This window comes from Frigoribacterium sp. Leaf44 (genome assembly GCF_001421865.1).
Lineage (GTDB): Bacteria > Actinomycetota > Actinomycetes > Actinomycetales > Microbacteriaceae > Frigoribacterium.
Map to the genome: position 1 here is coordinate 1,266,752 of NZ_LMLG01000001.1, position 23,185 is coordinate 1,289,936.

The window sequence follows — 23,185 nt, forward strand, 5'->3', positions numbered from 1 at the left end:
ACCCGACTCAGCCGGGCCGGGTGCCGGCCACCTCAGACGAGGCAGCCGGGACCCAACAGACTCTTCAGTTCGCCGAACAGGTCGGCCGTGACGTCGACCGGCATGGGGATCTCGAACACGCGGGCGGCCTCGCCCTTGACGAGTCGGAGGCGGACCTCGGTGCCGCCGGAGTGACGGCCGAGCACCGCCGCCAGCTCGGTGACCGTGTCGTGCGTGGCCCGATGCTCGGGCATCTGCAGGAGCAACGGCCCGTGGTTCACGCCGACGCCCAGGTCGGGCATGAACATGCTCGCGGCGTGCATGTTCATGCCGTCGTCGCGGACGCTCACCCGGCCCTTGAGCACGATGATGGAGTCACCGACGAGCGACGGACCGAACTCTTGGTAGGTCTTGCCGAGGAACATGGCCGAGATCTCGCCCCCGAAGTCCTCGACGGTGATGATGCCGTAGGGATTGCCCGAGTTGCGAGCCACGCGGTGCTGCACGCTGGTGATGAGCCCTGCGATCGTCACCGTCTCGCCGTCGATCGTCGCGGGGTCGCTCGCCAGGATGTCGGTGACCGTCGTCTGCGCGTGCTTCGCCAGGGGTAGCTCGAGGCCCGCGAGCGGGTGGTCGGAGACGTAGAGGCCCAGCATGTCGCGCTCGAACGCCAGTTTGTCTCGCTTCGACCACTCGGGACGTTCGGGCACGTGCTGGACGTCCTGCGGCTCGTCCCACAAGGAGTCGAAGTCGAAGCCGACCTGTCCGTTCGCCTCGGCCCGCTTCTCGCTGACCGCGGCCTCGACGGCGGACTCGTGGATCTCGACGAGAGCACGCCGTGTGGACCCCAGCGAGTCGAATGCTCCTGCCTTGACGAGCGACTCGACCGTCCGCTTGTTCGCCACGGGGAGCGGCACCTTGCGCAGGAAGTCGTGGAACGAGGTGAACGCACCCTCTTTCTTGCGCGCCGCGATCACGTGATCGACCACGTTGAAGCCGACGTTGCGCACGGCACCCATGCCGAAACGGATGTCGTCGCCGACGGCCGCGAAGAACCCGATCGATTCGTTGACGTCGGGCGGCAGCACCTTGATTCCCATGCGGCGGCACTCGTTGAGGTAGAGGCCCAGCTTGTCGCGGGAGTCCCCGGTGCTGGTGAGCAGGGCGGCCATGTACTCGGCCGGGTAGTGGGCCTTGAGGTAGGCCGTCCAGTACGACACCACGCCGTACGCCGCCGAGTGCGCCTTGTTGAAGGCGTAGTCGGAGAAGGGCAACAGGATGTCCCAGAGCATCTTCACGGCATCGGGCGAGAAACCGTTGTCGAACATGCCCTTCTCGAACCCGGCGTACTGCTTGTCCAGCTCGGACTTCTTCTTCTTGCCCATGGCGCGTCGGAGGATGTCGGCCTGGCCCAACGAGAAGCCGGCCACCTTCTGCGCGATGGCCATGACCTGCTCTTGGTAGATGATCAGGCCGTAGCTGGTCGACAGGATCTCTTTGAGCGGCTCTTCCAGCTCGGGATGGATCGGGGTGATGTCTTGCGCGCCGTTCTTCCGCAAGGCGTAGTTCGTGTGCGAGTTGGCGCCCATGGGGCCCGGTCGGTAGAGCGCGATGACGGCGGAGATGTCTTCGAAGTTGTCGGGCTTCATCAGCCGGAGGAGCCCACGCATGGGCCCGCCGTCGAGTTGGAACACCCCGAGGGTGTCGCCGCGCCCGAGCAGTTCGTACGCGCCCCGGTCGTCGAGCTCGAGGTCTTCGAGCACGAGGTCGAAGCCTCGGTTCGTCTTGATGTTGTCGAGGGCGTCGTTGATGATCGTGAGGTTTCGCAACCCCAGGAAGTCCATCTTGATGAGGCCCAGGGACTCGCAGGCCGGGTAGTCGAACTGCGTGACGATCTGACCGTCTTGCTCGCGCTTCATGATCGGGATGATGTCGATGAGCGGATCGCTCGACATGATGACGCCGGCGGCGTGCACACCCCATTGGCGCTTCAGCCCCTCGAGGCCGAGCGCCGTGTCGAAGACGGTCTTGGCCTCGGGGTCGGACTCGACGACGGTCCGGATGTCGCCGGCCTCTTTGTAGCGCTCGTGCTGCTTGTCGAAGATGCCCGTGAGAGGGATGTCCTTGCCCATCACGGCCGGGGGCATGGCCTTGGTGAGCTTCTCACCCATGCCGAAGGGGAACCCGAGCACTCGAGAGCTGTCTTTCAAGGCCTGCTTCGCCTTGATGGTGCCGTACGTGACGATCTGCGCGACACGCTCGTCGCCGTACTTCTCGGTGACGTACTGGATCACCTCGCCGCGACGACGGTCGTCGAAGTCGACGTCGAAGTCGGGCATGGAGACGCGGTCGGGGTTGAGGAACCGCTCGAAGATGAGACCGTGGCGCAGCGGATCGAGGTCGGTGATCCGCATGGCGTAGGCGGCCATCGAACCCGCACCGGAGCCACGGCCCGGCCCGACCCGGATGCCGTTCTCCTTCGACCAGTTGATGAAGTCTGCGACCACGAGGAAGTAGCCGGGGAAACCCATGCCGGTGATGACGCCGATCTCGTACTCGGCCTGCTTGCGCACCTCGTCGGGGATTCCCGCCGGGTAGCGGTACACGAGTCCCTTCTCGACCTCTTTGATGAACCAGGTCTCTTCGGTCTCGCCTTCGGGCACCGGGTACCGGGGCATGTAGTTGGCCGAGGTGTTGAACTGCACGTCGCACCGCTCGGCGATGAGCAGGGTGTTGTCGCACGCCTCAGGATGGTCGCGGAACAGGTGTCGCATCTGCTGTGCCGACTTCAGGTAGAACTCGTCGGCGTCGAACTTGAAGCGGTTCGGGTCGTTCAGCGTCGAGCCGGACTGGACGCAGAGGAGCGCCGCGTGGCTGGTGGCGTCGTGCTCGTGCGTGTAGTGGAGGTCGTTCGTCGCGACCAGCGGAAGGTCGAGGTCTTTCGCCAGGCGCAGCAGGTCACCCATGATCTGCCGCTCGATGCCCAGCCCGTGGTCCATGATCTCGGCGAAGTAGTTCTCGCGACCGAAGATGTCACGGAAGTCGGAAGCCGCCTTGAGCGCCTCGTCGTACTGGCCGAGCCGCAGGCGGGTCTGCACCTCGCCGCTCGGGCAGCCGGTCGTGGCGATGAGGCCCTCGGAGTACTGCGACAGCAGCTCGCGGTCCATGCGGGGCTTGAAGTAGTAGCCCTCGAGCGATGCCCGGGACGAGAGGCGGAACAGGTTGTGCATGCCCGTGGTGTTCTCGGACAGCAGCGTCATGTGCGTGTACGCACCGGAGCCCGACACGTCGTCGCGTCCGCCGTCACCCCACCGCACGCGCGTCTTGTCACCCCGGTGCGTCCCCGGTGTGATGTAGGCCTCGGTGCCGATGATGGGCTTGACGCCCGCCTCGGTCGCGGTCTTCCAGAAGTCGTACGCGCCGAACACGTTGCCGTGGTCGGTGACCGCCACCGCGGGCATCCCCTGCGCCGCCGCCTCGGTGACCAGCGGTTTGACCCGAGCCGCACCGTCGAGCATCGAGTACTCGCTGTGCACGTGCAGATGGACGAATGAGTCTTTGCTCGAGGCCACGGGGCTCCTCGTCTGGTGGTGGATCTGGCGACTAGGGGAACAGCCTAACTCCGACGGAGGACATCGAGAGCGTGCTGCAGGTCGGCGGGGTAGGTCGACCGGTAGACCACCGGCTCACCCGTCCCGGGGTGTCGGAAACCGAGCTGCACCGCATGCAGCCACTGACGTGTGAGACCGAGGGTCGCCGAGAGAGTGGGGTCGGCGCCGTAGGTCGCGTCACCGACGCAGGGGTGTCGCTGGGCCGCCATGTGGACGCGGATCTGGTGGGTCCGCCCCGTCTCGAGGTGGATCTCGAGCAAGGAGGCCGACGGGAACGCCTCGACCGTCTCGTAGTGCGTGACCGACGGTTTGCCGTCGACGACCACCGCGAACTTCCAATCGGACGACGGGTGGCGCCCGATGGGCGCGTCGACCGTTCCGGTCAACGGGTCGGGGTGGCCCTGGACCACCGCGTTGTAGATCTTCTCGACGGTCCGCTCACGGAACGCCTGCTTGAGCAGCGTGTAGGCCCGCTCGGTCTTGGCCACGACCATGAGTCCACTGGTGCCTACGTCGAGGCGGTGCACGATGCCGGCACGTTCGGAGGCACCCGACGTCGACACGGTGAAGCCCGCGGCGGCGAGCCCGCCGAGCACGGTCGGGCCGGTCCACCCCACCGATGGGTGAGCAGCGACGCCGACGGGCTTGTCGACGACCACGATCTCGTCGTCGTCGTGCACGACCGCCATGCCCGGTACGTCGACTGCGACCACGGCGGGGGCCTCGCGCGGTGACCACGTGACGTCGAGCCACGCACCGGCCTCGAGCCGGTCCGACTTGCCGACGGTGCGACCGTCGAGCGACACCCCGCCCGAGGCCGCGACCTCGGCCGCGAAGGTGCGGCTGAATCCGAGCAACTTCGCCAGGGCCGCGTCGACACGTTCGCCGGCGAGCCCGTCGGGCACCGGGAGGGCACGCGACTCGCTCACGAGGTACCCCGGCGGTCGGCAGGAGGCGCGGTGTCGGCAGGAGCGCTCGGCTCACCGTCGGCAGCCGCCGGCCGGCCGTCCGGCGCCGGATCGGCCACCGACGAACCCGAGTCGTGCCCGTCCTCGGCCGAACGCCGAGCCTTCGTCGAGCTCGGCGTGCGCGTCCCGTCGAGTCCGATGCCCAGCACCGTGAGCAGGAGGAGCAACCCCATGCTCGAGACGATGAAGACGTCCGCCACGTTGAAGATGGCCGGCAGCAGGGACGGGAAGTAGATGAAGTCGATCACGTGCCCCTGCCCGAAGGAGGGCTCTCGGAGCAGGCGATCGGTCAGGTTGCCGAGGGTGCCGCCGAGCAGCATGCCCAGCATGATCGACCAGGCCAGGGACCGGATGCGCCGGGCCACGATCAGGATCGCGACGGCGACACCGGCAGCGGCGATCGAGAAGATCCACGTCGAGCCGCTGGCGAACGAGAAGGCGGCACCGGGGTTCTTGACGAAGTGCAGTTGGAAGAACTCGCCGACGACGTCGACGGAACCGCCTTCGACGAGGGTGCGGGTGACCAGAAGTTTGGTGCCCTGGTCGAGGCCGTAGGCCACGACCGCGACGAAGGCCAGCGTCGCGAGAACGCGGACGCTGGCCTTCGTGGTGGGCTTGTCGCTCGACAAGACCTTAGTTCGAGCCGAAGCCCTGGGCGCTGGCGGGAGTGGGGCGCGAGGCCTCGCCGGTGCCTTCGCCGTCGAGCTCGTGCAGCTGACCCTCGATGTAGCTCTTGAGCTTCGAGCGGTAGTCACGCTCGAACGACCGCAGGTCGTCGATGCGACGCTCGACGCTCGAGCGCTCGGTGTTCAGTCGGTCGAGGATCTCGCGCTGCTGGGTCTCGGCGGCACCGACGATGTCACGCGACTTCGTCTCGGCCTCGGCGACGACCTCGCGCTGACGAGCCTCGGCCTCTGACACGAGACGTGCGGCGGTGGCGTGGCCTTCGGCGATGAGAGCGTCACGCTTCTCGACACCCTCGCGGACGTGCTCTTCGTGCAGACGGCGAGCGAGCTGCAGCAAGCTGTTGGTGCTGCTGGTCTCGTCGGCCTCGGACACGGCCGGGGCGGAGTAGGCGGGGGCGGACGCCACCGCGGCGGGGGCCGCGACGACGGGCTCGGGCTCGACGACCGGCTCGGGCTCGACGACCTCGGGAGCCGAGGCGGGCGCCGGCGCCGACGCGGGAGCCGGTGCGCTGGCCACCGGGGCCGACACGGGGGCCGCCTGCGTCGCGGGGGCGGACTCGCCCGACGAGAGGCGCTGACGCAACTCGTCGTTCTCCTGGTTGAGACGTCGCAGCTCGGCGACGACCTCGTCGAGGAAGTCGTCGACCTCGTCCTGGTCGTATCCCTCGCGGAACTTCGTCGGCTGGAACCGCTTGTTGACTACGTCTTCCGGCGTCAAAGCCATTGCCGTCACCTCGTGCATCTGTTGGATCGTGTGATCGTGGTCTATGTCGTTCTTCTACACCGTAGAGGAACGGGACCCGGTCGGGCCGGGGTCGTGCCGTTCAGGCGCTGCAGTGAGCCTACCCTGTCACTCGCCGACGGCGTGGTCAGCCGAAGGTGCGGAGCCCGGAGGCGACGCTCATCAGGATGATCACGGCCAGCATGATGATGCTCCAGCCGAAGTCGAGTGCGACCGAGCCGAGTCGTACGGGCGGCAGGATCTTGCGTACGCGACGGATGGGTGGGTCGGTCACGGTGTACGCCACCTCGGCCAACACGAGGACGGGCCCCTTGGGTCGCCAGCCACGGCTGAACGACTGCGCCAGGTCGAGCACGAAGCGTGCCCACATGAGCAAGAAGAAGATCAGCAATACGTAGTAGGCGATCGTGGCGATCAGGTAAGTGATCATCGGGGGGTCATCAGCTCACACGAGTCGGCGCGAGGGGACTCGCGGACGGGCAGGTCGTCACGTCGACGCGGAGGAGCCGCGACGACGGACTCGTCACGACTGGGCGAAGAACGACGCTTCGATGTCGGACTCTACCTCAGCCTGCTCGCCGCTCACCGCGATGTGCGCGGGGGACAACAAGAAGACCTTGTTGGTCACGCGCTCGATCTTGCCGTACAGCCCCTGCGAGAGTCCGCTCGCGAAGTCGACCAGACGACGGGCGTCCGCCTCGGTCATCTGGGACAGGTTGATGATCACGGGGATGCCGTCGCGGAAGCTCTCGGCGATCGCCTGGGCGTCCTTGTACTCGCGGGGGTGGACCGTCAGGATCTCGTTCATGTCGTGGGGCACCGTGTTCTTGGGGGGCGAGGAGCGACGCAGGGGCGTCACGGGGGCGCGGGTGGGCGCGGGGGCGGCAGTGGGAGCCGAATGGACCGGGGCGACAGGGGTCGGAGCCTGTGCGGCCGCCTGCGGTCGCGACGACTGCTGGGGCTGCGCTCGCTCGTGGGGCTGCTCGTCGTACTCGAGCTCTTCGTCGGCGAGGCCCAGGTAGACCATCGTCTTGCGCAGCGGGTTGGCCATGGTGTTCCTCCGAGTCAGTGGTTCGTCGTGTCCGACATTAACGAGCATCGGGGCGAGAACCCGTGATTGCCGTGCCGATCCGTAGGTGTGTCGCGCCCTCGGCGACGGCCTCGGCGAAGTCGGGCGACATGCCGGCCGAGATCGCGTCGGCCGTGGCCTCGAGGGACCGCACCCGCTCGGAGACCGCACGGAGGCGCGCGAAGGCGGGCCGCGCCTCCTCGTCCAAGGGGGCGACGGCCATGACGCCCCGCAGCCGCAGCCCCGGGGTCGAGAGCACCTTCTCGGCCAGCGTCTCGACGTCGCGCTCGGCGATTCCCCCGCGGCCGGGTTCGTCGGTCAGGTTGACCTGGACGAACCCGTCGACGACGGAACCGGAGTCGTCGGACAGGGCGTCGACCACGGAGTCACGGTCGAGCGAGTGCACGGCGTGTGCGTAGCGCCGGGCCTGCCGCGCCTTCTTCGACTGCAACTGACCGACGAAGTGCCATCGGAGACCCTCGAGGTCGTCCAGCTCGGCGGCTTTAGCCTGGGCCTCTTGATGACGGTTCTCGCCGACGTCGCGGACCCCCAGGGCGTACAACGCCCGGATGAGGCCGGGTGGGTGGAACTTCGTGACGACGATCGTCGTGAGCTCGCCCGGGGACCGCCCCACGGCGGCGCAGGCATCGTCGACGGCCGCGGCGACCCGGGCGAGACGCTCGCCCAGGTCGCCGTCGACACTCGTCGGATCGGTCACTCGTCGTTACTTGAGGAAGTCCGGGACGTCGAGGTCGTCGTCACCGTCGTCGAAGGCCGGGTCGACGGCCTGGGTCGCGGGCTCTTCGGGGCGCTTCCACGCCGCGGGCTCGTGCGTCGCACCGCTGTCGGCGATGGCCGAGACACCGGCGACCGAGGTCGCCGTGGGGCCGTCGGAGTCGACGAAGCTCGAGCGGCGGTCCTTCACTTTGGTCGAGGGCTCGCCACCGTCGAAGCCGGCCGCGATGACCGTCACGCGCACCTCGTCACCGAGGGTGTCGTCGATCACGGCACCGAAGATGATGTTGGCCTCGGCGTGGACGGCCTCTTGGACCAGACGGGCTGCGTCGTTGATCTCGAAGATGCCCAGGTTCGAACCGCCCTGGATGGACAGCAGGACGCCATGCGCACCGTCGATGCTCGCCTCGAGCAGCGGGGACGCCACGGCCAGCTCTGCCGCCTTGATGGCGCGGTCGGCACCCCGCGACGAACCGATGCCCATGAGGGCCGAACCCGCGCCCTGCATGACCGACTTGACGTCGGCGAAGTCGAGGTTGATCAGACCGGGAGTGGTGATCAGGTCGGTGATGCCCTGGACACCGGCGAGGAGCACCTGGTCGGCCGTGCCGAAGGCCTCGACCATGCTGATGCCGCGTTCGCTGATCTCGAGCAGACGGTCGTTGGGGACGACGATGAGGGTGTCGACCTCGTCCTTAAGGGCGGCGACCCCGGCCTCGGCCTGAGCCTGACGGCGCTTGCCCTCGAAGCCGAAGGGCTTCGTGACGACGCCGATGGTCAGGGCGCCGATCGACTTGGCGATGCGGGCGACGACCGGGGCGCCGCCCGTGCCGGTGCCACCGCCTTCGCCGGCCGTGACGAAGACCATGTCGGCCCCCGCGAGGGCCTCTTCGATCTCTTCGGCGTGGTCCTCGGCCGCACGGCGCCCGACCTCGGGGTCGGCACCGGCGCCGAGGCCCCGGGTGAGCTCGCGACCGACGTCGAGCTTGACGTCGGCATCGCTCAACAGCAGCGCCTGGGCGTCGGTGTTGATGGCGATGAACTCCACCCCGCGGAGCCCGAGTTCGATCATGCGGTTGACGGCGTTGACGCCACCGCCGCCGACACCGACGACCTTGATCACGGCTAGGTAGTTATGGTTCGTTGTCACGTCCGGGCCTCCGCTTGAACCTTAACTCTGCAGTTGAAGGTTAAAGTTGTACATGGTATGCAAGTTCTGCAGTCACAAGGTATGGGTGCGCTGCAGGCGCTGTCGCCAGGGCGTCCAGCGTGTCGCGAACACACCCTCTCATCTCGTCCTGATGATCCCGTTGTCGGGAGCGGACACGTCGTACTCGACGCTCGCGCCCGGGTCGCGGCGGGCCTGGTCAGCGATAAGACCCGCGAGCACCTGTGCTTTCTTCGCCGACTCGTCGGCACTGCCCCACACGACCCGTTCACCGGAGGTGAGCTGCAGGGTCACGTCGTCGGCCGTCGATGCGGTCACGGTGTCGACGGTGGACCGCAGCGTGACCGGCAGCGCCAACAGCACCTCGGCGACCGAGCGGTACGCGGGGCCGTCCAGGGCCGCTCCCCCGACGTCGACGAGGGGCACCCCCTCTTGCCGGGCGTCGAGTTCTTGCACGACGACGCCGGCCGGGTCGACGAGTTCGAAGCCCTCCCCCGCGGCGACCGTGGCGACGGGCTGGCGCTCCTGGATGCGGACGACGAGCGTGTGCGGCGGAGCCGTCTCGGTCACGTAGCTGGCGATGAGGGGGAAGGCCGCGAGCTCGCGGGTGACCTCGTCGAAGTCGATCATCGCGAGGGGCGTCCCGAGCTGTCCGTCCAGTGCCGCCCGGACGGCCGAGGCGTCGACGCGTTCGGTCCCTTCGACGCGGATGGTCTGCAACGACAGGAGCGGGGAGAACACGGCAACCGCGACGGACGCGACGAGGAGGAGCACGACGGCCCCGAGCGACACCAGGGTCGCCCGACGGTGTCGGCTGCGACGTGTGAAGCGACGGACCTCGACACGTTCGACGCGCCTCCGGTCGCTCGACGCCCGACGTGCCTGCTTGCGAGCCGCGGCGGCTCGTGCCTTGGCCTCGGCGGCCGTGCCGTCGGGTGCCACGATGCGCGGCGGCTCGGAGCCGCCGAGGGTGCCCGACGCCCGGGAGCCGGTCTCGTCCGTCGACGCAGGCTTCGTGAGGCGGTCACGCCAGGCGGCGGAGGCTCCGGCGACCGTCTCGAGACGGCCCCTCAGCGTGGACGGAGTCGAGCCGGTGCCCTCGTCGCCCCGTACCGTCGAGCCATCCGTCACCCCGCGTGGAGGACGCGGATCACCCACGACGGGGAGGGGCCCCGTGGCGTCCGAGTCCCGGCCGCGCCGGCGTCGGGTCGGAGCCACCGGCGGGGTCGCGGCGGGTTCCGGCTCGTCGAATCCGTCGGGCCGCTTCATCGGAAGGCCCCCGACGCCACGGTCCTGCTGTGACGAGTCACTCCGCGGAGTCCTCCGCGACGGCGACGACGGGTTCGTGTGCCGCGTCGAGGGAGCCGAGCAGCTGCGGCACGATGCGGTAGACGTCGCCGCAGCCGAGCGTGATGACGAAGTCCCCGTCGCGCGCGACCTCGGCCGTGCGGTCGGCCGCGGCCTGCCAGTCGGACACGAAGTCGACGCGGTCGGGGTCGGTGAAGCGTTCGGACACGAGCGCGCCGGTGACCCCGGGCTCGGGGTCCTCGCGCGCACCGTAGACGTCGAGCACGATCGTGTGGTCCGCGAAGCGCTCGTAGGTCTCGGCGAACTCGCCGGCCATCATGCGCGTCCGGCTGTAAAGATGGGGTTGGTGCACGGCGATGAGGCGCCCGTCGCCCACCACGGAGCGCGCGGCCTGCAGGGCGGCGGCGACCTCGGTGGGGTGGTGGGCGTAGTCGTCGTAGACACTGACACCCCGGACGACACCGTGGAGCTCGAACCGTCGCTCGGTGCCCCCGAAGGTCTCGAGGCCCGCGATGGCGGCCTCGGGGTCGACCCCCAGACCCACGAGTACGGCGAAGGCACCCGCGGAGTTGACGGCGTTGTGTCGCCCGGGCACTCGCAACTGCACGGGCCACGAACGGCCCTCGGCGTGCAGGGTGAACGAGACGGGACCGGTCGAGGCGATGTCGCTCAGGCGCACGTCGGCATCGGCGGCCTCGCCGAAGGTCACGACGTGTGGGTGGTCGAGACGCCCGGTGACACGGACGGCACCGGCGTCGTCGCTCGAGACCACGACGAACTCGCGCGCGGCCGACGCGAACCGGACGAAGGCGTCGTCGAACGCCTCGTGGGAGCCGTAGTGGTCGAGGTGGTCGGCGTCGACGTTGGTGATCAGGGCGACCGAGGTGTCGTAGAGCAGGAACGACCCGTCGGACTCGTCGGCCTCGACGACGAACAGGTCGTCGTCGCCACCACGAGCGCTGACACCCAGCGACTGGATGACCCCGCCGTTCACGAAACTCGGGTCGTGCCCGGCGGCGAGCAGGGCGGTGACGATCATGCCGGTCGACGTGGTCTTCCCGTGCGCACCAGCCACCGAGACGAGGCGCTGCTGCCCGACGAGCCAGGCGAGTGCCTGCGAGCGATGCAGGACGGGCAGGCCCTTCGCCAGCGCGAGCTGGTACTCGGGGTTGTCCTGCCAGAGGGCCCCGGTCACCACGAGCGTGTCGGCGTCGCCGACGTTGGCCGCGTCGTGACCGATCGCGATCTCGGCGCCCAGCGACCGGAGCGACTCGACGGCTGCGCTGTCGCGGGCGTCCGATCCGGTGACCCGGTGGCCGGCGGCGAGGAACACGCGGGCGATGCCGCTCATGCCGGAACCGCCGATGCCGACGAAGTGGACGGCGCCGAGTTCGGCGGGGATCGGCTGGTCGAGGTCGGGCTTGATCATGATGTCTCGCTGAGGTCGGAGTTCTGGGAGGACGAGGAGGCGCGGCCCACGGCGTCGAGGACGAGGTCGACCGTGCGGTCGGTGCCGTCGCGCACCCCGACCGAGGCGGCACGGACCGCCATGTCGGCCACGACGGCCCGGTCGAGCAGCAGTGGGACGAGCGTGCGCTCGACCCATGCGGGTGTGAAGTCGGCGTCGGCGACGAGCAGTGCTCCCCCGGCACCGACGACGTCGGTGGCGTTGTGACGCTGCTCTCCGTTGCCCACCGGGTAGGGCACGAGCACCGAGGGCAGGCCGAGCGCGGTCAGCTCGCTCACCGTGGCCGAGCCGGCCCGGGAGACGACGAAGTCGGCCGCCGAGAGCGCGAGGTCCATGCGGTCGCAGTACCGGACCAGGTGGTGGCCCTCGAGATCGGTCGAGGTGAGGTCGGACTTCTCGCCCGTGATGTGCAGGATCTGCCATCCGGCGCCGAGCACGCCGACGGCTGCCTTCGACATGGTCTCGTTGAGGCGCCGGGCACCGGTCGAGCCGCCCGTGACGAGCAGCGTCGGCCGCGACGGGTCGAGGTCGAACATCGCGACGGCCTCGTCCCGGTGGGCCCGGCGGTCCAGGGACTCGATCTCGTCGCGCAACGGCATGCCGACCTGCCGTCCGCCCCGCAGGCGGGTGGAGCGGAAGACGACGCCGACGTGGGACGAGAGGAACGAGCCGAGGACGTTCGCCATGCCGGGCTTCGCATTGGCCTCGTGGACGACCACGGGCACCTTCGACCGCCATGCGGCGACGTAGGCGGGGGCGGCTGCGTAACCGCCGAAACCCACGACGACGTCGACGTCGTGCTGTGCGAGCAAGGACCGGATGTCGTCGATCGCACCCGCGAGCCGCCCCGGGAAGCGCAGGGCCGCCGCGGAGGGCTTCCGGGGGAAGGGGAGCCGGGGCACGGTCAACAGCTCGTACCCGCGTTGCGGGACGAGCCGGGCCTCGAGCCCCTCGGCCGTACCGAGCACGAGGACGATCGCGTCGGGCTCGCGCCGTCGGAGCCGATCGGCCACGGCGAGGAGGGGGTTCACGTGCCCGGCGGTGCCACCGCCGGCGAGGAGATACGTCGTCACCGCAGAGACCCTACCCGCTGTCGCGGGAGCCCCTGCGGCACGTCGGTCTCCTCGGGCACCCGGGCGAACGAGAGCACCACGCCGATGGCCACGAGGGTGACGATCAAGGCCGACCCACCCGCCGAGATCAGCGGCAAGGGAACACCCAGGACGGGCAGCAGCCCCAGCACGACCGCGATGTTGACGAGCGCCTGGCCGATGATCCACGCCGTGATGGCGCCGGTCGTCACGCGCACGAAGGGGTCGTTGGTGCGACGGATGATCTTGACGAAGCCCACGGCGAGGACGATGAACAGCGCCAACACGACCATCGCACCGATCAAGCCGAGCTCTTCGCCGACGATGGCGAAGATGAAGTCGTTGTCGGCCTCGGGCAGCCAGGACCACTTCGACTTCGAGTTGCCGAGGCCGACGCCGAAGAGTCCGCCCGAGGCCAACGCCCAGGTGCCGTGCAGGGTCTGCCAGCACTCGGCTTGGTACTGGCTTGAGTCGGTGCAGCCCGACAGCCAGGCGGCGATGCGGGAGTTCCGGGAGCTCGAGCCCTGGGCGATCAGGGGCACGACGACCGCGAGGAACGCGAGCGGCGCGAGCAGGTAGCGCAACCGGACCCCGGCGAACCAGACGGCGGCGAAGACGAGCAGGAGCATGATCATGGTCGTCCCGAGGTCGCCGCCGAGCACGACGAGACCGATCGCCACGCCTGCCACGGGAACGAGCGGGATCGCCAGGTGCTTCCAGTCGTCGAGCAGGTCGCGCTTGACCGAGAGGATCATGCCGAGCCAGATGGCCAACGCGAGCTTCACGGCCTCGGAGGGCTGCGCCGTGAACGAACCGAGGTCGATCCAGTTCCGGTTGCCGCCGATCTCGTAGCCGAGGGGCGAGAAGACGAGGAGTTGGAGGACGATCGTCGCGCCCAGGACGTGCCACGCCCAACGCTTCAGGAACGAGACGGGCAGCCGCGACACGATGAGCATGAGCGGGATGCCCACGGCCGCGTACGTGCTCTGTCGGATGAACGCCCCGAAGAACGACGTGTGTCGCGACGAGATGTACTGCTCGACCGACGACGACGAGAGCACCATGACGAGCCCGAGCACGACCATGAACAACGTCGTGCCGAGGATCACGAAGTACGAACCGGTCTCGGCGGCGAAGAGCTTCTTGACCCGGACGACCGCACCGGCCGTGCGCTTCGAGGACCCCAGGCCACTCGACGCGTCCTCGGTCGACTGGACGGGCCCGCGGCGCGTACGACTCGACTCAGTCGGCCGACGGCGCGGGAGGCTGGACGGCGGGTTGGCCATCGACGTCACCCCTCAAGTGTTCGTGTACGGCCTGGGAGAAGGATCTCCCGCGGGCCGTGTAGTCGGTGAACTGGTCCATGGACGCCGCCGCCGGGGCGAGGAGCACGGTGTCTCCGGGTCGGGCCACGCTCGCGGCGAGGCGCACGGCCGTCGGCATCACCTGCCCAGTGTCGGTGGCGTCGACCTCGAAGACGGGGATGCCGGGCGCGTGTCGGGAGAAGGCCTGCCGGAGGGGCTCACGGTCGACGCCCACGAACACGGCTGCCCGGACGGCGCCCGTCGACTCGAGGACGAGCGGCTCGACGTCGACGCCCTTGAAGAGCCCGCCGACGATCCACACGACCGACGGGAAGGCCGTCAAGGAGGCGCGCGCGGCGTGGGGGTTGGTCGCCTTCGAGTCGTCCACCCACGTCACTCCACCGGACTCGGCCACGACCTCGGTGCGGTGGTGGTCCACGGCGAAGCCGGCGAGGGCGTCGCGGATCGAGACGGGGGCGACACCCACCGCACGCACGAGCGCGGCGGCCGCGAGCACGTCCTCGAGGAGGTGGTCGGCGCCGAGGCCGACGCCCACGAGGGCCTCCCGGGTGGTCAGTTCGAGCGCTCGCGTGTGGCGCTCGTCGAGGAAGGCGCGGTCGGCCAGGACGGAGACCCCGTCGCCGGTCACGATGCCGACCTCGCTGGGCCCCGGGGCGTCGAGGCCGAAGCCGACGGCCCGGCAGCCCTCTTCGACGTCGGCGTCCTCGACCATTCGGAGGGTGGCCTCGTCGGCCTTGTTGTAGACACAGGCCACTGTCGTGTTCTCGTACACCTTGGCCTTGGCGTCGCGATAGGCGTCCACGCCACCGTGCCATTCGAGGTGGTCCGCCTCGAGGTTGAGACAGACGGAGGCGCGGGGCCGGAGGGCACCGGGCCCCTCGGTCGGCAGGTAGTGGAGTTGATGGCTCGAGAGCTCGACGACGAACAGGTCGAAGCCGTCGGGATCACGCACCGCGTCGAGGACGGGGACGCCGATGTTGCCGCAGGGCGCCACGCGGCGGCCGTCCGCGGCGGCCATCGCCGCCGCCAGTTGCGTCGTCGTGGTCTTCCCGTTGGTCCCCGTGACGAGCACCCAGTCGGCCACGCGCTCGACCTTGTCGCGGACGCGCCAGGCGAGCTCGACGTCGCCCCAGACGGCCAGCTCCGACCCGACGGCCCACCTGATCAGAGGGTGATGAGGAGCGAACCCCGGGCTGGCGACGACGAGCTGCGCGTCGAAGGCCGCGAGCGTGGACGAGGGTGCCTCCAGGGACTCGACCTCGTCGAGACGGGCCCCGATCAACTGCAGCAGTTCGGCCTTGTCCGGGTCGACGGCGGGGGCCACGACGAGGACGTCGGCACCCAGCTCGGCCAGGGTGTCGGCCACCGAGAAGCCGGTCGTGCCCAGCCCGAGGACGGCTACGCGAAGGCCCGACCAGTCGGCGTGCCAGCTGTCGAGCCCGGCCAGTCGCTCGGCGAGGGGGGTGGTGCGGCCGTCGCTCATGAGGTGCGGAGGATCCATTCGAGGTAGAAGGTGCCCACGCCGGCGGCGACGAAGAGCCCGGCGATGATCCAGAAGCGGACGACGACGGTCACCTCGGCCCAGCCCTTCAACTCGAAGTGGTGGTGCAACGGACTCATCAGGAAGATGCGCTTGCCCTTCGTGATCTTGAAGTACGCACGCTGAAGGATGACCGACCCCGTGACCACGATGAAGAGGCCACCGATCAGGACGAGCAGCAGCTCGGTGCGGCTGAGGATCGCCAGGGCGGCCAGCGCCCCGCCGAGGCCCAGCGACCCGGTGTCGCCCAGGAAGATCTGTGCCGGCGAGGTGTTCCACCAGAGGAACCCGATGAGACCGCCGCAGATGCAGGCGGCGACCACGGCCAGGTCGAGCGGGTCGGCCACCTGGTAGCAGGCCGCCCGCGTGGCCTCGTCGAGGCGCACGCTCGTGCAGAGCTGGTTGTTCTGCCAGAAGCCGATGAAGATGTACGACGCGATCGCGAGGATGGAGGCGCCCGTGGCTAGACCGTCCAGGCCGTCCGCGACGTTCACGCCGTTGGAGGTGCTGACGGTGATCAGGACGACCCAGATCAGGAACAGCCCACCCCCGACGATGGTGCCGAAGAACATGAAGTCGAGCCAGGGGATGTCGCGCAGGCCCGAGATCATCGTCGACGCGGGGGCGAGCCCGCGATCGTTCGTGAAGGAGAGCGCCAGGACGGCGAACACCGCCCCCACGACGACCTGCCCGGCGATCTTCGCCCACCCGCCGAGCCCGAGGCTGCGCTGGTTGCGCACCTTGAGGAAGTCGTCGAGGAACCCGACCACGCCGAGGCCGACCATCATGAACAGCACGAGCATGCCGCTGAGGGTGAGCTCGTCCCCGCCGACCAGGTGACCGATGAAGTAGCCGAGCACGGTGCCGATGATCAGGACGATGCCGCCCATGGTCGCCGTGCCGCGCTTGGTGTGGTGCGACTGCGGGCCGTCGTCACGGATGAACTGGCCCCACCCGAGACGGTGGAAGAGCTTGATGAACGCCGGCGTCATCAGCAGCGTGAAGGCGAGGGAGAACCCACCGCCGATCAGCAGCGCGATCATGCGGTCACCCCGGCCAGACGATCGCCCAGGAGGCGCAGCCCGGCCGACTTGGACGACTTCACGAGGACGACGTCCCCGCCTCGCAGGGTGTCCTGCAGGAGGTCGTACGCCTCGTCGATCGTGTCGACCAGCACGCTTTCTCCGTCCCACGAGCCTTCGAGGCCCGCCGCCATGTGGATGTGCCGCGCCTCGTGGCCGACGACCACGAGCTGGCGGACGTTCAGCCGGACGACCAGTCGGCCGATGCGGTCGTGCTCGTCGCGCGCGTACTCGCCGAGCTCGGCCATCTCGCCGAGAACGGCCACCGAGCGGTGGTCGGGACCGGTGATCTGGGCGAGCGTCTTCAGGGCCGCGGCGACCGAGTCGGGACTCGCGTTGTAGGCGTCGTTCACGACGGTGACGCCACCGGGCGCGTCGAGGACCTCCATGCGCCACCGCTCGGCCCGCGTCACTCCCTCGAGGACCGCGAGGGCCCGGTCGAGGTCGACGCCCCATTCGCCGACGACGCTGAGGGCCGCCAGGGCGTTCATGACGTGGTGCTCACCCAGGATGCGCAGCGACACCCGGCGACTCGTGTCGCCGTGCTCGAAGGTGAAGGAGGTGCCCGCGGCCGAGACGTCGATGTCGGACGCTCGGTAGTCGGCCGACGGGGCCTGCCCGAAGGTCACGACCCGGGCAGCGGTCACGGACGCCATGCCGGCGACGCGGTCGTCGTCGGCGTTGAGGACGGCCGTCCCCGTGTCGGGCAGGTCGGTCACCATCTCGGCCTTGGCCGCACGGGTGCCCTCGATTCCGCCGAAGCCACCCGCGTGGGCGAGCCCGACCTTCAGCACGACCCCGGTGTCGGGACGGGCGATGTCGACGAGCCGGGCGATCTCGCCCGGTCCGCTCGCACCCATCTCGACCACCAGGTACTCGGTGTCCTCGTCGATGCGCAGCATCGAGATCGGGGCGCCGACGTGGTTGTTGAACGAGCCCTCAGGGGCGACGGTGGGCGCGACGTCGCTCAGGACGGCGCGCAGCATGTTCTTGGTGCTCGTCTTGCCGTTGGAACCCGTGACGCCGACCACCTTCAACCGGCCGAGGCGACGGACGTGCTCGACGACGGCGGCCGCGAGGCGCGACAGCGCGACGACTCCGTCCTCCACGACGACGAGCGGTGCGGTGGTCTCGACCTCGCGCTCGGCGACCACGAGGGCCGCACCGTTCGCGGTGGCGGCCTCGACGAAGAGGTGGCCGTCGGTGACCTCACCACGGAGGGCGAAGAAGATCGATCCCGGGGTGACCAGACGCGAGTCGGTCTCGACCGTGCCGTCGACCGGGGTCGCGACTCGCGCCTCCTCGGGGTGGACCAGGCGCCCACCGGTGATCTCGGCGATCCGGGGGGGCGTGAGCGCGATCATTCCGACCACCCGGCCTCGCGCAGGGCCGCTCGGGCCTCGTCACGAGCGGAGTACGGGGTGCGCTCGCCACGGATGTCGCGGTAGTCCTGGTGGCCGGGGCCGGCCCAGAGGATCGAGTCCCCCGCGCCGGCCAGGGCCACGGCCGCCCGGATGGCGGCCTCGGGCGGGCTCACCTCGTGGATCTCGTGCTCGGGGTACGCCTCGCGGGCGGCGTCGACGAGCGTCTTGCGGATGGAGGCCGGGTCTTCGAAACGGGGGTGGTGGTCGGTCACGACGAGGATGTCGGAACCGGCGGCGGCCACCCGGGCCATCTCGCCGCGTTTCGTCGTGTCGCGGTCGCCGTCCGCACCGAACAGCATGATGACCTTGCCGGGCGTGAAGGTGCGCACCGCGGCCAGGGTGGTCAGGAACGCGTCGGGGCTGTGGCCGAAGTCGACGTAGACGCTCGGGCCGGTGTCGCCGGACACCCGCTCGGTGCGCCCGGGCAGGTACGCGACGATGCCGCCGTCGGCGTCGAGCGCCTGGCCGATGGCCTCGAGCTCGAAGCCCGCCTCGACCAGCATGACGATCGCCAGGGCCGCGTTCGCGACCATGTGCCACCCGATCAGCGGGACGCGCGTCACGAGCGAGCGCTGCTCGGGACCCGACAGGCGGAACTCGGTGTAGGCGGCCTGCTCGTCGAGGATCTCGACCGTCCAGTCGGCCTCGACGTCGGGGAGGATCGTGATCGTCGTCAGGGGGATGCGGGCGTTGTCCACGACGCGCTGGCCGTAGGGCGAGTCGAGCGAGACCACGGCACGACGGGCACGGTCGGGCTGGAAGAGTGGCAACTTGGCCTGGAAGTACTCTTCCATGTCGGCGTAGTCGTCGAGGTGGTCGTGGCTGAGGTTGGTGAAGGCGGCGACGTCGAAGACGAGACCGTCCACGCGGTTGCGACTGAGTGCCTGAGCACTGACCTCGACGGCCACCGCACGCACCTCGCTCTCGCGCATGCGGGCCAGCAGGGCGTGCATCTCGCTGGCTTCGGGGGTCGTGAGGCGGCTGACGACGGTCAGGTCGCCGATGTGGCGCTCGGCCGTGCTGCTGAGACCGGTGACGAGGCCCAGCTGTCGCAGGACGCCCTCGAGCAGGTACGACGTGCTGGTCTTCCCGTTGGTGCCGGTGACCGCGAGGAGCAGGGGCGCGTCGTCGCTGTCCGTGCGGTAGATCCAGGCCGAGAGCTCGCCGAGGGCAGCTCGGGGCGAGTCGACGAGGACGACGGGCAGACCGCTGGACCGGGCCAGCTCGGCACCCGCGGCGTCGGTCAGCAGGGCCACGGCACCACCGTCACGTGCCTGGTCGGCGAACTCGGCTCCGTGCCGATGCGCGCCGGGCACGCCCACGTACAGGTCGCCGGGGTGGAGGTCCGCCGTGCTCAGCGTGATGCCGGTGATCTCGATGCCGTCGAGGGAACCCTCGTGCTCGAGTCCGAACTCGCTGACCAGTTGGGCGAGTGACCTCGCCGACGGATGTTCCGGTCGAAGGACCGGGGGGATCCGGGCGCTCAAAGAATCCTCTTCTCTCACCAGGTCTCGGGCAGGCTGGGTGCCGGCTCCGTCGACGGAGGGACCCGATACATCTCGAGGACCTGGGACATGATCTTGTTGAAGGTCGGCGCCGCAGCGGCCGACGTCTTGATGGTACTGGGCTTGGTGAAGGTCACGACGACGACGTATTGCGGGTTCTCGGCCGGAGCGATGCCCGCCACCGAGACGATGCGGTCAGAACCGTAGCCGGTTCCGTCAGAGCGCGCGACCTCGGCGGTGCCGGTCTTGGCGGCGACGCGGTACCCGGGGATCGTCAGGACGTCCTTGAGATCGCCGTCGCTGACGACCTTCTCGAGCATGTTGACGGTCGTGTCGGCGGCCCACGGGGAGACGACGCTCGTGCCCTCGGCCGAGGGGGTCTCGGTGACGGTGCCGTCGGGAGCCGTGCACCCGGCGACGAGGTTGACCGGCAGACGGGTGCCGTGATTGGCCAGCGTCTGGTAGATGCTCGCGATGTGGATGGCGGTCGTCGAGACACCCTGTCCGAACATCGTGTTGATGCTCGTCTGCTGGTCCCACTGCGAGGCCGGCCGGATGCCCGTCGTGGGCTCGCCGAGGAAGGCCACGCCGGTCGGGTCGTTCAGACCGAACTTCACCATGTAGTCGTGACGTTGCTGGGCCGACAGCGACTGGCCGAGCAGCGAGATGCCGACGTTCGACGAGTCGCGCAGGATGCCGGTCAGAGTGAGGTTCTCGGTCGGGTGGAAGGTCGCGTCGTGGATCTCGCCACCCCACGGGAACGTGCGGGAGTACGGCACCGTCGCCCGCGTCGCGGGATCGGCCTTGCCCGAGTCGAGCAGCATGGCCGCGGTCATCGCCTTGAAGGTCGACCCCGGCTCGTACGAGTAGGTGAAGGCCTTGCTGCCGAGGTCGTCGACGGCGGTCCCGTTGACGTCGTTGGGGTCGACGGCCGGGTAGTCGGCGACTGCGAGCAGCGAGGCGTCGCTCGCCTTCATGACGACGGCCGTGGCCGACTCGGCTCCGATGGCCTCGGCCTGCTCGCCCAGCGCCTGCTGGGTCATGTACTGGAGGTCGCTGTCGACGGTGAGGCGGAGCGTGCCGCCGGCGACGGCTTTCTTGGTCGTGACGGTGCTGCCGGGCAACTGGACGCCGTCGGCACCGCGCTCGTAGGTCTCGGAGCCGTCGGTGCCGGCCAGGCACGCGTTCTGGCTCAGCTCGAGTCCGGCCTGCGGCCCGTCGGTGCCGATGAAGCCCGTCAGGTTGCCCGCCACCGCGCCGTTGGGGTAGGTGCGCGCGGCCTGGCGCTGGAAGTACACCCACGACACGTTCATCTCGCGGACCTCGCGGAAAGCGTCGACGTCGACGCCCTTGACCAGGTAGGCGAAGTTCGCCTCGGGGTCGGTGGTCAGCGCCTTCGTCATCGTCCCCGCGTCGCCCCCGGTGATCTTCGCGATGCGCTCGACCACCTGGTCGACGGTCAGTTCGGTGGTCTTGCCGTCGTCGCCCTTCACCTTCGCCGTCGTGGCGAACGCCGGAGCGGCCGTGATGTTGTACCGGGTGACGCTGCCGGCGAGCACGGTGCCGTCCACGTCGGTGATGTCGCCGCGATCGCCGTAGGTCGTCTGCACGATCTCGCGCTTGTTCTGGGACTGCTCGTTCAACTCGGCCGCCTGGACGAGCTGGATGTCCGCCAGGCGCACCACGAACACGCCGACGAGCGCGATGATCAGCGCCATCGCCAGCGTCACGCGGAGACGGCGGCTTCGGGGAGCTGCTTTCACGAGAGGTTCCTCACCGCGGCCGGGCGCCTGCCCGACCCGCTGTCGTCGATCGATGTACCGGTGACGGCACGTCGCTAGCGGGTCTGAGGAGCCGCCAGCTCGTTCGCGCCCGACGCTACCGACTCATCGGCCGATCCCCCGTCCGCCGCGCCTGTCTCCGTCGGAACCGCCGCGGCACCCGCCGTCGTCGGAGCACCGATGGACGTGGCGCCGGGGTCGCTGCCGGCAGGGGCGTCGTCCGCGGAGGAGGTCGCGGGGGCCTTGGTCGTGAGCGGCACGCCCTCGAGGAGCGTGTTCGGGATCAGGTTGCCGGAGGTCGCCTCGTCGGCACCCGCCGCGGGGGCGGGTGACCCGTGGACCGCACCCGTGGCGAGATCGAGGTAGACGGGGTTCGAGTTGCGGACCATGCCGAGTTCGTCGGCGTTGGCGGCGAGGTTCTGCGGCGAGGACAGGACGTCGCGTTGCTCGCTGTACTTCTGCTGGTCCCGGACGAGCTCGGTCTTGGCGGCCTGCAGGTCGGAGATCTTGTAGGCGCCGTCGCTGAGGGCGATGCTGATGGCCAGTTGGGCCAGCAACAGGACGAACAGGGCCGCCGTGGCGATGAGCGCGTAGGCGATCTTCGGTCGGGCCCGTCGCTGTGATCGACTCGTCACGATCTCGACCGGACGCGCTGCCGGGGCGGACGACGGCTGCGGACTGGTCGACGGGGTCGCGATGGCTAGGTTGCTGCTCATGCTGTTCTCCGGATTCGTTCGGCGGCGCGCAGTCTCACGGGCTTGGCTCGAGGGTTCAGGTCGCGTTCGGCGTCGGAGGCCAGTTCGGCCCCCCGGACGAGCAGGCGGAAGTCGGGGCGGTGCTCGGGCAGTTCGACCGGAAGTCCCTGCGGTGCCGTGGACGTCGTGCGGGCCGCCAGCTCGCGCTTGACGAAGCGGTCCTCGAGGGACTGGTAGGCGAGCACGACGATCCGTCCCTGGACGGCGAGACGGTCGAGGGCCACCGGGACGGCGGCCTCGAGCGAGGCCAGCTCACCGTTGACCTCGATGCGCAAGGCCTGGAACACGCGTTTGGCCGGGTGACCGGCGCGCTGCAACGCCATGGGAGTCGCCGCGATGAGGAGGTCGACGAGCTCGCCGCTGCGGGTGAGAGGCGAGTCGGCCCGGTGCTCGACGATGCGCCGGGCGTAGCGCGGAGCCAGCTTCTCCTCGCCGTACTGGTAGAAGATGCGACGCAGTTCGCTCTCGGGGTACTCGGCGAGGACGCGCTCCGCCGTGACGGGCGAGGTGGGGTCCATGCGCATGTCGAGCGGCGCGTCCTTCGAGTACGAGAAACCGCGCTCGACCCGGTCGAGCTGCAGCGACGACACACCGAGGTCGAAGAGCACCCCGTCGACCGTGTCGAGGGCGAGGTCGTCGAGGGCCTCGGCGATGCCGTCGTACGTCGTGTGCACGAGGCGGGCTCGCTCGCCGAAGGGCGCGAGTCGCTCACCCGCCAGGGCGAGGGCCTCGGTGTCGCGGTCGAGCCCGACGACGGTGAGCTCGGGGAAGGCCTGCAGCATCGCTTCGCTGTGGCCCCCCATGCCGAGGGTGCAGTCGACGACGACGGCGCCGGGACGCGAGACGGCCGGGGCGAGGAGCTCGAGGGTGCGTTCGAGGAGGACGGGGGTGTGGATCTGATCGGCCATGACGACACGGGCTCTGCTCGTCGGCCCTGATCCCCATCCG

19 protein-coding genes are annotated in these 23,185 nt (G+C 69.5%); all 19 read right to left on the reverse strand.

Annotation, left to right across the window (positions count from 1 at the left end; genetic code table 11):
• Window positions 1-32: 32 nt before the first annotated feature.
• Window positions 33-3,497: a DNA polymerase III subunit alpha gene (dnaE, locus tag ASE87_RS05825; protein ID WP_056226925.1), complete on the reverse strand. Its 3,465-nt coding sequence runs from the start codon at window positions 3,495-3,497 to the stop codon at window positions 33-35.
• Window positions 3,498-3,595: 98 nt separating this feature from the next.
• Window positions 3,596-4,519 carry an RluA family pseudouridine synthase gene (locus ASE87_RS05830; protein WP_056226584.1) on the reverse strand — a complete coding sequence of 308 codons (924 nt, stop codon included), beginning with the start codon at window positions 4,517-4,519 and terminating at the stop codon, window positions 3,596-3,598.
• Window positions 4,516-5,187 (reverse strand): signal peptidase II, encoded by a 672-nt coding sequence (gene lspA / locus ASE87_RS05835; protein ID WP_052505240.1) that lies wholly within the window; start codon window positions 5,185-5,187, stop codon window positions 4,516-4,518. Before lspA ends, ASE87_RS05830 begins: the two co-directional genes overlap by 4 nt.
• A gap of 4 nt (window positions 5,188-5,191) precedes the next feature.
• A complete protein-coding gene (locus tag ASE87_RS05840) occupies window positions 5,192-5,968 on the reverse strand; it encodes a DivIVA domain-containing protein (RefSeq protein ID WP_056226928.1) in 777 nt (258 codons plus the stop codon).
• Window positions 5,969-6,113: 145 nt separating this feature from the next.
• Window positions 6,114-6,416 carry a YggT family protein gene (locus ASE87_RS05845; RefSeq protein ID WP_043594929.1) on the reverse strand — a complete coding sequence of 101 codons (303 nt, stop codon included), beginning with the start codon at window positions 6,414-6,416 and terminating at the stop codon, window positions 6,114-6,116.
• 93 nt (window positions 6,417-6,509) lie between these two features.
• Entirely contained in the window at window positions 6,510-7,037 is a 528-nt protein-coding gene (locus tag ASE87_RS05850) for a cell division protein SepF (protein ID WP_043594928.1), read from the reverse strand.
• Window positions 7,038-7,074: 37 nt separating this feature from the next.
• Window positions 7,075-7,773, reverse strand: a complete 699-nt coding sequence (locus tag ASE87_RS05855) for a YggS family pyridoxal phosphate-dependent enzyme (protein WP_056226586.1) — start codon at window positions 7,771-7,773, stop codon at window positions 7,075-7,077.
• Between the two features lie 6 nt (window positions 7,774-7,779).
• Window positions 7,780-8,940: a cell division protein FtsZ gene (gene ftsZ / locus ASE87_RS05860; protein ID WP_043594926.1), complete on the reverse strand. Its 1,161-nt coding sequence runs from the start codon at window positions 8,938-8,940 to the stop codon at window positions 7,780-7,782.
• 138 nt (window positions 8,941-9,078) lie between these two features.
• Window positions 9,079-10,089 (reverse strand): FtsQ-type POTRA domain-containing protein, encoded by a 1,011-nt coding sequence (locus tag ASE87_RS05865; protein ID WP_231567076.1) that lies wholly within the window; start codon window positions 10,087-10,089, stop codon window positions 9,079-9,081.
• A gap of 175 nt (window positions 10,090-10,264) precedes the next feature.
• Complete coding sequence (gene murC / locus ASE87_RS05870) at window positions 10,265-11,695, reverse strand: UDP-N-acetylmuramate--L-alanine ligase (protein ID WP_056226588.1); 1,431 nt, start codon at window positions 11,693-11,695, stop codon at window positions 10,265-10,267.
• On the reverse strand, window positions 11,692-12,807 hold the full coding sequence (locus tag ASE87_RS05875) for a glycosyltransferase (RefSeq protein ID WP_056226590.1): 1,116 nt from the start codon (window positions 12,805-12,807) through the stop codon (window positions 11,692-11,694). The genes murC and ASE87_RS05875 overlap by 4 nt, the downstream gene beginning before the upstream one ends.
• Window positions 12,804-14,111 (reverse strand): putative lipid II flippase FtsW, encoded by a 1,308-nt coding sequence (gene ftsW / locus ASE87_RS05880; protein ID WP_056226592.1) that lies wholly within the window; start codon window positions 14,109-14,111, stop codon window positions 12,804-12,806. The genes ASE87_RS05875 and ftsW overlap by 4 nt, the downstream gene beginning before the upstream one ends.
• Entirely contained in the window at window positions 14,068-15,633 is a 1,566-nt protein-coding gene (gene murD, locus ASE87_RS05885) for a UDP-N-acetylmuramoyl-L-alanine--D-glutamate ligase (RefSeq protein ID WP_056226930.1), read from the reverse strand. Before murD ends, ftsW begins: the two co-directional genes overlap by 44 nt.
• Window positions 15,630-16,733, reverse strand: coding sequence for a phospho-N-acetylmuramoyl-pentapeptide-transferase (gene mraY / locus ASE87_RS05890; RefSeq protein WP_043594922.1), 1,104 nt, complete (start codon window positions 16,731-16,733; stop codon window positions 15,630-15,632). Before mraY ends, murD begins: the two co-directional genes overlap by 4 nt.
• The gene (gene murF / locus ASE87_RS05895; RefSeq protein ID WP_056226595.1) at window positions 16,730-18,136 is read right to left on the reverse strand and encodes a UDP-N-acetylmuramoyl-tripeptide--D-alanyl-D-alanine ligase; all 1,407 of its coding nucleotides are present in this window, start codon (window positions 18,134-18,136) and stop codon (window positions 16,730-16,732) included. Before murF ends, mraY begins: the two co-directional genes overlap by 4 nt.
• On the reverse strand, window positions 18,133-19,683 hold the full coding sequence (locus tag ASE87_RS05900) for a Mur ligase family protein (protein WP_056226597.1): 1,551 nt from the start codon (window positions 19,681-19,683) through the stop codon (window positions 18,133-18,135). Before ASE87_RS05900 ends, murF begins: the two co-directional genes overlap by 4 nt.
• Window positions 19,684-19,697: 14 nt before the next feature.
• Window positions 19,698-21,464: a penicillin-binding protein 2 gene (locus ASE87_RS05905; protein WP_235472201.1), complete on the reverse strand. Its 1,767-nt coding sequence runs from the start codon at window positions 21,462-21,464 to the stop codon at window positions 19,698-19,700.
• 74 nt (window positions 21,465-21,538) lie between these two features.
• Window positions 21,539-22,198 carry a hypothetical protein gene (locus ASE87_RS05910; protein ID WP_056226599.1) on the reverse strand — a complete coding sequence of 220 codons (660 nt, stop codon included), beginning with the start codon at window positions 22,196-22,198 and terminating at the stop codon, window positions 21,539-21,541.
• Complete coding sequence (rsmH, locus tag ASE87_RS05915; RefSeq protein WP_043594918.1) at window positions 22,195-23,145, reverse strand: 16S rRNA (cytosine(1402)-N(4))-methyltransferase RsmH; 951 nt, start codon at window positions 23,143-23,145, stop codon at window positions 22,195-22,197. Before rsmH ends, ASE87_RS05910 begins: the two co-directional genes overlap by 4 nt.
• Window positions 23,146-23,185 lie beyond the last annotated feature (40 nt).